Genomic DNA, 14,364 nt, shown 5'->3' on the forward strand with positions numbered 1-14,364 from the left:
TAAGGCGTTGTGCTACTAGCTGCGGGCCGTCTTTTTGACACAAGAACGGAGCCGCCTGGGCTCCGTTCATGGCAGCAATTACTGCGCCAGCTTTTTGTACTTAACGCGGTGCGGCTGGGAGGCAGCCTCGCCGAGGCGCTTCTTGCGGTCGGCTTCGTACTCGGTGTAGTTGCCTTCGAAGAACACCACGCCGTCGTCCTCGTAGGACAGGATGTGGGTGGCAACGCGGTCGAGGAACCAGCGGTCGTGGGAGATCACGATGGCTGAGCCGGGGAAGTCCAGCAGCGCTTCTTCCAGCGAACGCAGGGTTTCCACGTCGAGGTCGTTGGACGGTTCGTCGAGCAGCAATACGTTGGCGCCCTGCTTGAGGGTAAGCGCCAGGTGCAGGCGTCCACGTTCACCACCGGAAAGGTCCTTGACGAACTTCTGCTGGTCGGCGCCCTTGAAGTTGAAGCGGCCGACGTAACCGCGCGATGGCACCTCGTAGTTGCCAATGCGAATCTGGTCTAGACCGTCGGAGACGGCTTCCCATACGGTCTTGCCTCCGTCCAGGTCGTCGCGGCTCTGGTCCACGCAGGCCAACTGCACGGTGTCGCCGATTTCGATGCTGCCGGAATCCGGTGTTTCCTTGCCCATCAGCATGCGGAACAGGGTCGACTTACCGGCACCGTTACCACCGATCACGCCCACGATGGCGCCTTTCGGCACGCTGAATGACAGGCCTTCGACCAATACGCGGTCGCCGTAGCCTTTGGTGACGTTCTTGAATTCAATGACCTTGTCACCCAGACGCGGGCCGGCTGGGATGTAGATCTCGTTGGTCTCGGCGCGTTTCTGAAATTCCTGCGACTGCATTTCCTCGAAGCGCTGCAGGCGAGCCTTGGACTTGGACTGGCGGGCCTTGGCGCCTTTGCGCACCCACTCCAGTTCTTCTTTCATGGCCTTTTCATGAGCCGACTGCTGCTTGGATTCCTGAGCCAGACGGGCCGATTTGGCCTCCAGCCAGCCGGAATAGTTGCCTTCGTACGGGATGCCCGCGCCGCGGTCGAGCTCGAGAATCCAGCCGGCGACGTTGTCGAGGAAGTAACGGTCGTGGGTGATCGCTACCACGGTGCCCGGGAAGTCATGGAGGAAGCGCTCCAGCCAGGCCACCGAGTCGGCGTCCAGGTGGTTGGTCGGTTCGTCCAGCAGCAGCATGTCCGGTGCGGACAGCAGCAGGCGGCACAGGGCGACGCGGCGCTTCTCTCCGCCAGACAGGTGCGCGACCTTGGCATCCCAGGCCGGCAGACGCAGTGCATCGGCGGCGACTTCCAGCTGGCGTTCCAGGTTATGGCCGTCGGATGCCTGCAGGATCGCTTCGAGCTTGGCCTGCTCGGCAGCCAGCGCATCGAAGTCGGCATCCGGCTCGGCGTAGGCGGCGTAGACGGCATCCAGGCGGGCCTGGGCGTCCTTGATCACACCAACCGCCTCCTCGACGATTTCGCGCACGGTCTTTTCCGGATCGAGCTGCGGCTCCTGCGGCAGGTAGCCGACATTGATGCCCGGCATGGCGCGGGCCTCGCCGTCGAACTCGGTGTCGACGCCGGCCATGATGCGCAGCAGGGTGGATTTACCGGCGCCGTTCAGACCGAGCACACCGATCTTGGCGCCTGGGAAGAACGACAGGGAAATGTTCTTGAGGATCTCGCGCTTCGGCGGAACGACCTTGCTCAGCCGGTGCATGGTGTAGACGTATTGAGCCATGGAAATGAATGCCCGTATGGTGAAGGATGCCCGGCCCAGACCGCGAGGTCGGGGCTAAAAATAGGGGGCAGGTAAAGGGCGCAAAGCTACCCGAATGCACCGGTCAGGGCAAACCGTCGGCGTGGCCCGGTTGCTCGTCTGGCTGGCAGCTGGTTCATGCTCTGTATGACCAGCGCTCATACCCGCAGCGACGGCGGATGAGGTAGAATCCGCGGCTCTCTTTTACCGCCAGCTGATCTCAGAGGACTGCCATGTTCAGCCGTGATTTGACCCTCGCCCGTTTCGACGCCGATCTCTTCGCTGCCATGGAGCAGGAAGCCAAGCGTCAGGAAGACCACATCGAGCTGATCGCCTCGGAGAACTACACCAGCCCAGCGGTGATGGAAGCTCAGGGATCGGTACTGACCAACAAGTATGCCGAAGGCTACCCGGGCAAGCGCTACTACGGCGGTTGCGAATACGTCGACGTGGTCGAGCAACTGGCCATCGATCGCGCCAAGGAACTGTTCGGCGCCGATTACGCCAACGTTCAGCCGCATGCCGGCTCCCAGGCCAACGCCGCTGTTTACCTGGCGCTGTTGCAGGCTGGCGATACCATTCTCGGCATGAGCCTGGCCCACGGTGGTCACCTGACCCACGGCGCCAGCGTTTCCTCGTCCGGCAAGCTGTACAACGCCGTGCAGTACGGCATCAACGATCAAGGCCTGATCGATTACGACGAAGTCGAGCGTCTGGCCGTCGAGCACAAGCCGAAGATGATCGTTGCCGGTTTCTCCGCTTACTCCCAGCTGCTGGACTTCGCCCGTTTCCGTGAGATCGCCGACAAGGTAGGTGCCTACCTGTTCGTCGATATGGCCCACGTGGCTGGTCTGGTTGCCGCTGGCGTATACCCGAACCCGGTACCGTTTGCCGACGTCGTCACCACCACGACCCACAAGACCCTGCGCGGTCCGCGCGGCGGCCTGATCCTGGCGCGTGCCAACGCCGAGATCGAGAAGAAACTCAACTCTGCCGTTTTCCCCGGTGCCCAGGGTGGCCCGCTGGAGCATGTCATTGCCGCCAAGGCCGTGTGCTTCAAGGAAGCGCTGCAGCCCGAGTTCAAGGCCTACCAGCAGCAGGTCGTGAAGAACGCACAGGCCATGGCCGAAGTGTTCATCCAGCGCGGCTTCGACGTGGTTTCCGGCGGCACCAAAAACCACCTGTTCCTGCTCAGCCTGATCAAACAGGACATCACCGGTAAGGATGCGGATGCTGCCCTGGGCAACGCGCACATCACCGTGAACAAGAACAGCGTGCCGAACGACCCGCGTTCGCCGTTCGTGACTTCCGGTCTGCGCATTGGCACCCCGGCTGTCACCACTCGCGGCTTCGGCGAAACCGAGTGCCGTGATCTGGCCGGCTGGATCTGCGACATCCTCGACAACATGGGCGACGAGTCGGTGATCGACGCGGTCCGTGGCAAGGTCGAAGCGGTCTGCGCCAAGTTCCCGGTATACGGCAACTAAGCACTCAACTGCTTCATCCAGAGAGCCCGCGAAAGCGGGCTTTCTGCTATCTGGTGCCGGAAACGCCCCTTCTTGATCTCGGCCATCGCGGGTTCGGGTTGCCGCGCTAGACTGCGATCATCTGCTCTTCTGGAGTTCTTTTCATGTTCAAGCGTGCCACCGGCGTGATTTTGCCTCCGCCCGTCATCTATGTGTTGTTCCTCGCAGCCGCGTGGTTGCTTGAGTGGCTTATACCCATCGCGCTACCGCAGAACCTCTGGACCCATTACATCGGTTGGGGGCTGATCGATGCCGGCGTATTGCTGATGCTCTGGGCCGGATTGCTGATGCTCTGGCGCAAAACAACAGTCAACCCTTATGGCAAGCCCGCAAGGCTGTTGGAAGAGGGGCCGTTCCGTATCTCGCGCAACCCGATCTATCTGGCGGACAGTCTGATCTACTGCGGCATCGCTCTGCTGTGGGGATCGCTGTGGCCGTGGCTGCTGCTGCCGGCCGTGGTCTTCAGCATGCAGCGTGGCGTAATCGTGCATGAAGAGCGCCTGCTTACGCAGCTGTTCGGTGATGACTATCGCCGTTACTGTGGGCGAGTCCGCCGCTGGTTGTGACGTCGCTGTCGAGTGTTCTTGTCCTATAGTGAAACCAGACTTCGCGGAGTGATTTCGATGAGTGATACCCCAAGTGATCGCAGGCGCTTCCAGCGCATCGAGTTCGATGCTGCCACCGAGCTGGTCCAGGGCGACCGTCGCTGGCCGGTCGAGCTGCATGATTTGTCGCTGAAAGGCCTGCTGGTTCGTCGCCCCGACGGCTGGGATGCCGATGCGTCGCAACCGTTCGCAGCCCAGGTGCGCCTGGCCGACGATGCCGAGGTACGCATGGAGGTGGCGATGGCCCACGAAGAGGGCGATCTGATCGGTTTCGTCTGCCAGCACATCGATCTCGACTCAATTGCCCACCTGCGGCGCCTGGTCGAGCTCAACTTGGGCGACGAAGCACTGCTGGAGCGCGAGCTGGCGGCACTGGGCGGCGAATAGCGGTCACTCGAACAGCGCGTCGAGCGCCTGCTCAAGGCGTGTTACAGCAATGACCTGCAAACCCGCAGGCGCCTCTTTTGGCGCATTGCCCTTGGGTACGATGGCGCGCTTGAAGCCGTGCTTGGCGGCTTCCTTCAGGCGTTCCTGACCACTCGGCACTGGGCGGATCTCGCCGGACAGCCCCACCTCGCCGAATACCAGCAGGTCGGTATCGAGCGGCCGATTGCGCAGACTCGATATCACCGCCGCCATCAGCGCCAGGTCCGCGGCGGTTTCCAGTACCTTCACTCCGCCGACCACGTTGATGAACACGTCCTGATCGTAGGTCGGAATGCTGCCATGCCGATGCAGCACGGCCAGCAGCATGGCCAGACGGTTCTGATCCAGGCCCAGGGTCACGCGCCGGGGATTGGCCAGGTGGCTGGTGTCGACCAGCGCCTGCACCTCCACCAGCATCGGCCGTGTGCCTTCCCATGTAGCCATGACCACGCTGCCGGGCACCGCTTCCTGAGCGCGGGTGAGGAAGATCGCCGAGGGGTTGGTGACTTCCTTCAGGCCCTTGTCGGTCATGCCGAACACGCCCAGCTCATTGACCGCACCGAAGCGGTTCTTCACCGCACGCAGCAGGCGCAGGCGGCCATCCGATTCACCCTCGAAATACAGCACCGTGTCGACCATGTGTTCGAGCACGCGCGGGCCGGCGAGGGCGCCTTCCTTGGTGACGTGGCCGACCAGGAAGATGGCCGTGCCGCTCTGCTTGGCGAAGCGAACCAGCAGCGCGGCGCTCTCGCGCACTTGGGCGACACCTCCCGGCGCCGATTGCAGCTGCTCGGTGAAGATGGTCTGGATCGAGTCGATCACCATCACCTTGGGCTTTTCCAGTCGCGCGGTGGCGATGATTGATTCGATGCAGGTCTCGGTCATCACCTTGAGCTTGTCCTGCGGCAGGTCAAGGCGGCGCGCACGCATGGCCACCTGCTGCTGGGATTCCTCGCCGGTCACGTAGAGCGCCGGGTATTGCTGGGCGATGGCGCAAAGCGTCTGCAGCAAGATGGTCGACTTGCCGATGCCTGGATCACCGCCGATCAGCACCACCGATCCGTCCACTAGCCCCCCGCCGAGTACGCGGTCCAGCTCGCCGGAAGCGGTGGAAAAGCGCGGTACTTCTTCGACGCTGACTTCGGCCAAGGTCCGGATGTTGGCCTGCTCGCCTGCCCAGCCTGCGCGGCCGGAGGGTGGTGCCGCGCCCTCGATGATGGTTTCCACCAGTGTGTTCCAGGCACCGCAATCACCGCACTGGCCGGCCCATTTCGGAAAGGTCGAGCCGCATTCGGTGCAGCCATACATGCGCTTGGCCTTGGCCATGGGAAACTCCGGGTCGGGTAAGTGGTGTCGCATGATAACGGCTGACTTGATCGTCATCAGCCACAAGCGGCGAGGGAGCGCCCAGACTGTAAACAAATCGAACAGGAGTGAGCGCCATGCGACATCTGTTGTTTCTGCACCTGCTAGGCGCCAGTGTCTGGGTGGGCGGGCATCTGGTACTGCTATTCAGTGTGCTGCCGGGTGCGCTGCGGCGTCGCGATGTCCAGCCGGTACGCCAGTTCGAACAACTTTACGAGCGCGTCGGGATTCCTGCGCTGCTGGTGCAGATCGTCAGCGGGTTCTGGCTTGCCAGCCTGTGGTTGCCGCACGCCCAGTGGTTCGATTCATCTCCCATGGCTCACCTGGTACAGGCCAAGCTGGTACTGCTCGGCGCGACTGCGCTGCTCGGGGTTCACGCTCGATTGGCGCTGATCCCGAAGCTGGATGCGCAACGCTTGCCGCAACTGGGCCTGCATATCGTGCTGATCACCCTGACGGCCATTGCCTTCGTCTGGGTCGGCTCGGGGTTCCGTTTCGGTGGCTTGTTCTAGCGGGTTAGACAGAAAGAAGCCCGCGCATGGCGGGCTTCTTTTTACTGGTGGTGCTATCAGCCGCAGCAACCACCGCAGCAGCTGCCCGATGCACGCTTGAGGTCGCGGGCGATGTCATCTTTCATGGCCACACGCTCCTGCTTGAGCGCGTTGAGTGCGGTGTCGTCGAGGGTTTCGACACCGTCTTCGACGCGGCAGATGCGCTTGTCCAGCGCTTCGTATTCGTCCGCCTTTCGGGCGAAGGCCGGATCTTCCTGACGCAGTTTCTGCAACTGCTCGCGTTTCTCAGGGAAGTCCTTGATCAGTGGGTGGTGTTCGACGTGCATGGAAACCGCTCCGGTTTGTCTGGTAGGGCTATACCATAGTCGCCGTCCCGGCAGAACCGGTTGACGGCGATCAAGCGAACCTCATTCGCAATAACCGGTCGATGAAAGGCGTTCTGCCGTGGCCTGCGCCGGCAAGCCCGGCTATGCTCTACCACGGCGCTCACCGCCATGACCGCGGGGTCATTGCGAATGGCCCGTACACCCACTAAAGGAAATCTGCGTATGAGTCTGATCAACGAATTCAAGGCGTTTGCCGTGCGGGGAAATGTCGTCGACATGGCCGTGGGAATCGTCATCGGCGCTGCGTTCGGCAAGATCGTCTCGTCGTTCGTCGATGGCGTGATCATGCCTCCACTGGGCTTGCTCATTGGTGGCGTGGACTTTTCCGATCTGGCAATAGTGCTCAAGGATGCGGTAGGTGATGCGCCGGCGGTGCTACTTCGCTATGGGTCGTTCATTCAAACGGTGGTGGACTTCCTGATCATTGCCTTCGCCATCTTCATGGCGATCAAAGCCATCAATCATCTGAAGCGCAAGGAGGCAGAAGCGCCATCCGCACCGCCTGCGCCTTCTAAGGAAGAGCTGCTGCTGACCGAGATTCGGGACTTGCTCAGGGAGCAGAAGAGTAACTGAGCGGGCGTTTACTGAGCGTCATGGGGAAGTTACCCGGCGACTGGCGCCGGGTAACAGGAACGATCACTCAGGCTTTGGAGTGGTCGCTGTGCTGGCAGGAAGGATCGGGTAGTCCACTTGTGGCTGTTCGCCGGTTACGCTGTGCAGGAATGCAGTGATGGCGCTGACTTCATCCTTGTTGAGCTGACGACCCAGTTGGCTGTCGCCCATGATCGCAACCGCTTCTTCAAGCTCCCAGACCTCGCCGCTGTGGAAGTAGGGTGGGGTCAGCGCGACGTTGCGCAACGGTGCGGCGCGGAACACGTATTCGTCGCTTGCCGTGTTGGTTACTGCGAAGCGCCCCTTGTCGCCTACTGGCAGCACCTCGGCTCCTGGCCTCTTGATCACACCGAAGGGGAAGTAACCCTGACCACCGAGGTTTACCCCGTTGTGGCAGGCAGAGCATCCAGCATCCATGAATAACGCCAGGCCTTGTTTCTGCTTGTCGTCCAGCGCCTTGTCCTCACCCTTGAGGAAACGGTCGAACGGCGAGTTTGGCGTAGTCAGCGTGACCTCGAAGGCTTCCAGGGCGTAGGCCATGTTGTCGAAGCTGACCGGATCCTTGTCCTTGGGAAAGGCTTTCTTGAACTCGGCGGCGTACGCCGGAATGCTCTTGAGCGTGGAGACGACGCGCTCTGGTGTGCTGTTCATTTCCACGCTCGCCTGCACCGGGCCTTTGGCCTGCTCCTGCAGGTCCTTGGCACGACCGTCCCAGAACTGCGCGGCGTTGAACACTGCGTTCAGCACGGTGGGTGAGTTGCGCGGGCCTTTTTGCCAGCCGTGACCGATCGAGGTCGGCACGTTGTCGCTGCCGCCGATGCTCAGGTTGTGGCAAGTGTTGCAGCTGATGACGTGGCTGCTGGACAGGCGCGGGTCAAACCAGAGTTTGTGACCGAGTACAGCTTGGTCTTCGCTGACCTTCTGGCCGCGGACTTCGGTGACTTTGTCGGGGATAGGTTTGAAAATGGCATTGGCTCGTTCGCGCAGTTCATCAGCGTTCGCTGCGCTGGTAAACAGTAGGCTGCTAAGCAATAGGGTGAGGGAAGGGCGCATCACGGAAGCTCCTTTTGTGTTGGCTAACGCTAGGAGGCGCTTTTTCGTCAAGTCATCGTTTGATCTGTATCAAGGTGACGGGGCAGAGCGGGCGCAACTAACTGTATCCAGTTGTGTCTCTGCACGACTTCGCTCCAGACGCCGTATTGTTCTGTGAACGATTTCAGGAAGAATGCCCCACCAAGTTGCACGGGCTCGGCGAGCCTTGCGGCGCGGCCGAGGCAACGCCAGAATGGCGCCATCAATTGTGGCCGCGTGCGCCACCCCAGCAAGGATTCCCGATGCCTGAACCTGTCGCTGCCGGCTTGCGCCTGGCACCCGATGCGCTGACCCGTCCCTTCGAGCCCAGCCAATTCAATTTCAAGACCACCGCCGAACTGGAGCCTTTTCTCGGTGTGCTCGGCCAGGAACGCGCGGTCGAGGCGTTGCAGTTCGGCGTGGCAATGCCACGCCCCGGTTATAACGTGTATGTGATGGGCGAGCCGGGCACCGGACGCTTCTCCTTCGTTCGCCGCTACCTCAGGGCTGAAGGCAAGCGACTGGATACGCCGTCGGACTGGGTTTACGTCAATAACTTCGACGAGCCCCGCGAACCGCGAGTGCTGGAGTTGCCCAACGGTGGCGCGGCGACGTTCATCGCCGATATCAACCAGTTGATCGACAATCTTCTGGCGACCTTTCCGGCGGTATTCGAGCATCCCAGCTTTCAGCAGAAGAAGAGTGCCATCGACCGCGGCTTCAACCAGCGATACGACAGGGCGTTGGACGTGATCGAGAAGCTCGCGCTGGAAAAGGAGATTGCCCTTTACCGCGACAGCAACAACATCGCCTTCACTCCTATGAAGGAGGGCAAAGCGCTCGACGAGACCGAATTTGCCCAGCTGCCTGAAGCCGAGCGAGAGCGCTATCACGAAGACATTTCGGCACTGGAAGTACGCCTGAACGAGGAGCTGGCGAGCCTGCCGCAGTGGAAGCGGGAGTCGACCAACCAGCTGCGCCAGCTGAACGATGAGACCATTAGCCAGGCATTGCAGCCGCTGCTGGCGCCCCTGTCGGAAAAGTATGCCGAGAACGCCGGCATCGAGGCCTATTTGCAGGCAGTGCAGGTCAATCTGCTGAAGACAGTCGTTGAGCAGTTGGTGGATGAAAACCGCCCGGAAGCGCAGAACCGCGTGCTGCTCGAAGAGCAGTACAGCCCGAGCCTGGTAGTCGGTCATCCGCTCGACGGCGGGGCGCCGGTGGTGTTCGAACCGCATCCGACCTATGACAACCTGTTCGGTCGCATCGAATACAACACGGATCAGGGCGCGCTCTATACCAGTTACCGACAGCTGCGACCGGGCGCGCTGCACCGCGCCAATGGTGGTTTCCTCATGCTGGAGGCGGAGAAGCTGCTCAGTGAGCCTTTCGTCTGGGAGGCGCTCAAGCGTGCCCTGCAGTCGCGCAAGCTGAAGATGGAATCCCCGCTGGCCGAATTGGGGCGGCTGGCCACCGTGACGCTGACACCACAGGTAATTCCGCTGCATGTGAAGGTGATCATCATCGGCTCGCGTCAGCTCTATTACACGCTGCAGGACCTGGATCCGGATTTTCAGGAGATGTTCCGCGTACTGGTGGACTTCGACGAGGACATCCCGCTGGCCGAGGACAGCCTCGAACAGTTCGCCCAACTAATGAAGACCCGTACTTCGGAAGAGGGCATGGCGCCGCTTACTGCTGCAGCCGTAGCGCGCCTGGCTACCTACAGCGCGCGTCTGGCCGAGCATCAGGGGCGTTTGTCCGCACGCATCGGCGATTTGTTTCAACTGGTCAGCGAAGCCGATTTCATCCGCCAGCTGGCCAAGGATGAAGTAACCGATGTCGGTCACATCGAGCGTGCGCTCAAGGCCAAGGCCACCCGCACTGGTCGCGTCTCGGCGCGGATTCTCGAAGACATCCTCGCCGGCGTTATTCTGATCGACAGCGAAGGTGCTGCCATCGGCAAGTGCAATGGGCTGACCGTGCTAGAGGTTGGCGACTCGGCATTCGGTATGCCGGCCCGCATCTCTGCCACCGTTTATCCCGGCGGCTCGGGGATTGTCGATATCGAGCGCGAGGTTAACCTCGGTCAGCCAATTCACTCCAAAGGGGTGATGATTCTCACTGGCTATCTGGGCAGCCGTTATGCCCAGGAGTTTCCGCTGGAAATATCGGCAAGCATCGCGTTGGAGCAGTCCTATGGCTATGTCGACGGCGATAGCGCGTCACTCGGCGAGTGCTGCGCGCTGATCTCAGGTCTATCGCGTACGCCGCTCAAACAGTGCTTCGCCATCACCGGCTCGATCAACCAGTTTGGTGAAGTTCAGGCGGTCGGCGGCGTGAACGAGAAGATCGAGGGTTTCTTCCGTCTTTGCGAAGCGCGCGGACTGACAGGCGAGCAAGGGGTGATCATCCCGTTCGCCAATGTCACTACGCTGATGCTCGACGAGCGCGTGCTGGATGCGGTTCGTCAGCAGCGCTTCCACGTTTATGCCGTAAGGCAGGTAGATGAGGCGCTGTCGCTCTTGGTGGGCGAGGATGTGGGCGCGGCCGATGAGCAGGGACATTTCCCCAAGGGAAGCGTCAACGCCAGGGTGGTTGAGCGCTTGCGTGACATTGCCGAAATCGAGCTGGAAGAGGAAGGCAAGGGCGAGGCTGCAGATTCAACTGAGCAACAAGCGGCCAAGTCGGACGAAGATAACTAGGCCTCACCGCTGTACGGTTTTTGAACGGAACGATAGCGCGCGCGGCGGGTCTGCAGTGGAGGAGGGCATCCACCCTTCATCCACAGGATTATCCACAGCTTCAGGGGATAAACAGGCTCTCGCGCTACATCCGTGAAGGATGTTCCCGCGTCGGCCCGACGCGAGGATCGCCACTATGTCGCACAATCTTTGTCTGAATCGCCAGTGCCTGGGCCTGGTTACCCGAATCGAATGCGCCATACGCCCTCTTGCCGGCGGCAACGGGCTGTGGACGCTGCTCTGCGCGGCTGGTCTGGCAGACGGGCAACCGACTGCAATCAAGGTCCAGGGCCCATTCCACGGGCCTGCAATGGCCGAATCGGTGCTTGCCGCAATCGCCGATAACCTAATTGGCCAGGGCTACTGCGAGTCGGACGCCCCTTCGATCTGGCAACTGCACATGCAAGCCGAATTGCGCCGAGTTAACGCCAATCAGGCGCGTTTTCTACGCGGCTGGGAGTCGCGACCCTAAGTCCGCTCCGCACACACCTGGTGCTGGCTGACAGGCTCGTTCTTTCTTTTGCCTGCGCCAGCCGGATTTTTATCCACATGCGGAATGTGCACCGTTGGCTTGTCTTGGTGCGCTCGGTACGGCTGCGTATACTCGCGCGTCTTCATTTCCCACTGTGAGACCTCATGGAGCGCATTCTCGAAAATGCCATGTACGCCGCTCGCTGGCTGCTGGCCCCCATCTACTTCGGTCTGGCATTTGCGCTGCTGGCGCTGGCAATCAAGTTCTTTCAGGAGGTCTTCCACATCCTCCCGATGATCTTGTCGATCAGCGAAGCGGATCTGGTGCTGACGTTGCTGTCGCTGATCGATATGGCGCTGGTCGGCGGTCTGTTGGTGATGGTCATGATCTCCGGCTACGAGAACTTCGTTTCGCAGCTGGACGTGGACGAGGGCAAGGAGAAGTTGGACTGGCTTGGCAAGATGGATTCCAGTTCGCTAAAGCTCAAGGTCGCGGCTTCGATCGTGGCGATTTCGTCGATTCATCTGCTGCGTATGTTCATGGATGTGCAGCAGATCGAGAGTGAAAAACTGATGTGGTATGTGATCATCCACCTGACGTTCGTGGTATCGGCCTTCGCCATGGGCTACATGGATAAAATCACCAAACACTGATTGCCGGCACCCTGCCGTCGCGGGCAGGCGGAAGTCCCTGTGGTATCTGATAAAAAGCTCTACAGAATTATTATTTTGTCGAATATTCTGTAGCGGTTTTTCACGGGGATTCGCCATGTACCTTCAGGACCTTGCGACTCATGCCGTCGCCGGACGCGTCGACGCTCTGGAGCTGATTTCACTCGAGGGTGGGATCTACCTTCTCGACATCTATCTTCAAGGCCAGCGGCACAGTTTGACTGATGATCGCGGGAAGGTCTGGCACCTGCGTTCGGTGGAGCATGCCCGCGACATCTTGCGGGAATTGCCCGAACTGCCGTTCCACCTCGTGCAGCAATCGCCCTACGACGAAATGTGCGGTTTGGCCGAGGGCGTTCGCGAACCGCTGCGTGTGCCGCTTGGTATGCGGTCTCAGTGGTGAGATCTCGCCGCTGTTGTGTCCTGCCCTGCTGGTGTGAGGAGGGCTGGTGATGAGCATCACCGCGCTACGGTTGGTGCTCGGCGATCAGCTGAGCTTCGATCTGTCTGTCCTGGATGGGCTGGACCCGGTTCATGATCGGGTTTTGCTTGCTGAAGTGGCCGATGAGGCCAACCATGTGCCGCACCATCCGCAGAAGATTGCCTTTATCTTCAGTGCGATGCGCCACTTCGCCCAGGCCCTGCGCGAGCGCGGTGTGGCCGTGGACTATGTGGCGCTCGATGACCCTGCCAACAGTGGTTCGCTAGCCGGAGAGCTGGCGCGCTTTGCCGCAAAGTATCGACCCGCCGATATCCACGTCACCGAAGCTGGCGACTGGCGAGTCGAGCAGGCGCTGAAAAGCAGTGGCCTGCCGATCACATGGCACGCCGATCAGCGCTTTCTCTGTTCGCGGGCCCAGTTCGCTTGCTGGGCGAGCGGTAAAAAGCAGCTGCGAATGGAGTTCTTCTACCGCGAGATGCGACTCCGAGCAGGTCTTCTGCTGGATCTGGATGGGGCGCCGGAAGGTGGAGTCTGGAATCTCGATGCCGACAACCGCAAGCCTCTGCCGCGAGGACTACACGGCCCGATCACGTTGCGCTTCGTCGCTGACGACATCACGCGCGATGTGCTGGAGCTGGTCGAGGCGCGCTTCGCCCATCACTACGGTAGCCTGGAGAGGTTCGATTACCCGGTGACCCACGCCGAAGCCGAGCAACTCTGGCAGCACTTTCTGGATTTCGGCCTGGCGGCTTTCGGTGACTATCAGGACGCCATGGCGAGCGGCGAACCGTTCCTGTTTCATGCGCGTATCGGTGCGGCGCTCAATGTTGGCCTGCTTGACGTACGGCGACTGTGTGGGGACGTGGAGACAGCCTATCGGCAAGGGCGCGTCGCATTGAATGCCGCGGAAGGTTTCATTCGCCAACTGATCGGCTGGCGTGAGTATGTGCGTGGCATCTACTGGTTGCAGATGCCCGATTACGCCCGGCGCAACGCATTCGGTAACACCAGGCCGCTGCCGGAGTTCTACTGGACTGGTCAGACACGTATGAACTGTATGCGCCAGGTCATAGGGCAGACGCTGGACCATGCCTATGCTCACCATATCCAGCGGCTGATGGTGACAGGCAATTTCGCGCTACTGGCAGGCATCGCTCCACCGGCGTTGTGCGACTGGTATCTGGCGGTGTACATGGACGCATTCGACTGGGTAGAGCTGCCGAATGTGCTTGGCATGGTGCTGCACGCCGACGGTGGCTATCTCGGCTCCAAGCCTTACTGTGCCAGCGGCCAGTACATCAAGCGCATGTCCGACTACTGTCACGGCTGCGCCTACAAGGTGGGTGAGAGTACGACGGACGATGCCTGTCCTTTCAATGCCCTTTATTGGCACTTTCTTATGCGTCACCGCGAGCGGCTGCAAAGTAATCCTCGAATGACGATGATCTACCGCAACCTCGCACGTATGGACGAGAGCAAGCGGGAGGGAGTATGGCGGCGCGGCGAGGCATTGTTGGAGCGTCTGGATGCTGGTGACGCGTTGTGAGACAGAAAGCTGACCTGCCGGTAAAAAACTGCGTGGTGTGCGGACTACCCTTTACCTGGCGAAAGAAATGGGCACGCTGCTGGGATGAGGTGCGGTATTGCTCTGAACGCTGTCGGCGTAACAGGAGCGGGGCGGCCCCTAGGGCGGGTAGCGGCACGTGACGGCAGAGCACTGGCTGCCGCCCCGGTCGCCGCAGCTGTGCTAGGCTGGCCGACCTTTTTTGCT

The 14,364-nt window shown here is 60.9% G+C and carries 15 protein-coding genes; 11 read left to right on the top strand and 4 right to left on the bottom strand.

What is annotated here, in order from left to right; all coding sequences use genetic code 11:
• Positions 1-78: 78 nt before the first annotated feature.
• Positions 79-1,743: an energy-dependent translational throttle protein EttA gene (gene ettA / locus CXK91_RS04420; RefSeq protein ID WP_003281615.1), complete on the bottom strand. Its 1,665-nt coding sequence runs from the start codon at positions 1,741-1,743 to the stop codon at positions 79-81.
• A 251-nt stretch (positions 1,744-1,994) separates the two neighbouring features.
• Here ettA and glyA point away from each other — a divergent pair, with 251 nt between their 5' ends.
• From glyA to CXK91_RS04440, 3 genes are all read left to right on the top strand, one after another.
• The gene (gene glyA, locus CXK91_RS04430; RefSeq protein WP_058063825.1) at positions 1,995-3,248 is read left to right on the top strand and encodes a serine hydroxymethyltransferase; all 1,254 of its coding nucleotides are present in this window, start codon (positions 1,995-1,997) and stop codon (positions 3,246-3,248) included.
• Positions 3,249-3,391: 143 nt separating this feature from the next.
• Entirely contained in the window at positions 3,392-3,853 is a 462-nt protein-coding gene (locus CXK91_RS04435) for a methyltransferase family protein (protein WP_103455142.1), read from the top strand.
• Positions 3,854-3,910: 57 nt separating this feature from the next.
• A complete protein-coding gene (locus tag CXK91_RS04440) occupies positions 3,911-4,279 on the top strand; it encodes a PilZ domain-containing protein (protein ID WP_003281609.1) in 369 nt (122 codons plus the stop codon).
• 3 nt (positions 4,280-4,282) lie between these two features.
• On the opposite strand, the gene radA is transcribed toward CXK91_RS04440, so the two are convergent.
• Positions 4,283-5,644, bottom strand: coding sequence for a DNA repair protein RadA (radA, locus tag CXK91_RS04445; RefSeq protein WP_103455143.1), 1,362 nt, complete (start codon positions 5,642-5,644; stop codon positions 4,283-4,285).
• A 116-nt stretch (positions 5,645-5,760) separates the two neighbouring features.
• Here radA and CXK91_RS04450 point away from each other — a divergent pair, with 116 nt between their 5' ends.
• Positions 5,761-6,195 (top strand): CopD family protein, encoded by a 435-nt coding sequence (locus CXK91_RS04450; RefSeq protein ID WP_102821050.1) that lies wholly within the window; start codon positions 5,761-5,763, stop codon positions 6,193-6,195.
• Positions 6,196-6,251: 56 nt separating this feature from the next.
• On the opposite strand, the gene CXK91_RS04455 is transcribed toward CXK91_RS04450, so the two are convergent.
• A complete protein-coding gene (locus CXK91_RS04455; RefSeq protein ID WP_102821049.1) occupies positions 6,252-6,521 on the bottom strand; it encodes a YdcH family protein in 270 nt (89 codons plus the stop codon).
• Positions 6,522-6,743: 222 nt separating this feature from the next.
• On the opposite strand from CXK91_RS04455, the gene mscL reads away from it, so the two are divergent.
• Positions 6,744-7,154 (top strand): large-conductance mechanosensitive channel protein MscL, encoded by a 411-nt coding sequence (gene mscL / locus CXK91_RS04460; RefSeq protein WP_003281598.1) that lies wholly within the window; start codon positions 6,744-6,746, stop codon positions 7,152-7,154.
• A gap of 63 nt (positions 7,155-7,217) precedes the next feature.
• Here mscL and CXK91_RS04465 read toward each other — a convergent pair whose 3' ends face one another.
• Positions 7,218-8,246: a cytochrome-c peroxidase gene (locus CXK91_RS04465; RefSeq protein WP_103455144.1), complete on the bottom strand. Its 1,029-nt coding sequence runs from the start codon at positions 8,244-8,246 to the stop codon at positions 7,218-7,220.
• 281 nt (positions 8,247-8,527) lie between these two features.
• On the opposite strand from CXK91_RS04465, the gene CXK91_RS04470 reads away from it, so the two are divergent.
• From CXK91_RS04470 to CXK91_RS04495, 6 genes are all read left to right on the top strand, one after another.
• Positions 8,528-10,969, top strand: a complete 2,442-nt coding sequence (locus tag CXK91_RS04470) for a Lon protease family protein (RefSeq protein ID WP_103455145.1) — start codon at positions 8,528-8,530, stop codon at positions 10,967-10,969.
• Between the two features lie 175 nt (positions 10,970-11,144).
• Complete coding sequence (locus tag CXK91_RS04475) at positions 11,145-11,480, top strand: hypothetical protein (RefSeq protein WP_003281592.1); 336 nt, start codon at positions 11,145-11,147, stop codon at positions 11,478-11,480.
• 164 nt (positions 11,481-11,644) lie between these two features.
• Positions 11,645-12,133 (top strand): TIGR00645 family protein, encoded by a 489-nt coding sequence (locus CXK91_RS04480; RefSeq protein ID WP_003281590.1) that lies wholly within the window; start codon positions 11,645-11,647, stop codon positions 12,131-12,133.
• 115 nt (positions 12,134-12,248) lie between these two features.
• Complete coding sequence (locus CXK91_RS04485) at positions 12,249-12,554, top strand: DUF6482 family protein (RefSeq protein WP_058063828.1); 306 nt, start codon at positions 12,249-12,251, stop codon at positions 12,552-12,554.
• Between the two features lie 49 nt (positions 12,555-12,603).
• The gene (locus CXK91_RS04490; RefSeq protein ID WP_103455146.1) at positions 12,604-14,139 is read left to right on the top strand and encodes a cryptochrome/photolyase family protein; all 1,536 of its coding nucleotides are present in this window, start codon (positions 12,604-12,606) and stop codon (positions 14,137-14,139) included.
• Positions 14,136-14,300, top strand: coding sequence for a DUF2256 domain-containing protein (locus CXK91_RS04495; protein ID WP_102820550.1), 165 nt, complete (start codon positions 14,136-14,138; stop codon positions 14,298-14,300). The genes CXK91_RS04490 and CXK91_RS04495 overlap by 4 nt, the downstream gene beginning before the upstream one ends.
• The last annotated feature ends 64 nt before the right edge of the window (positions 14,301-14,364 follow it).

The sequence above is a fragment of the Stutzerimonas stutzeri genome (assembly GCF_002909485.1).
GTDB classification, from domain to species: Bacteria; Pseudomonadota; Gammaproteobacteria; order Pseudomonadales; family Pseudomonadaceae; genus Stutzerimonas; species Stutzerimonas stutzeri_AH.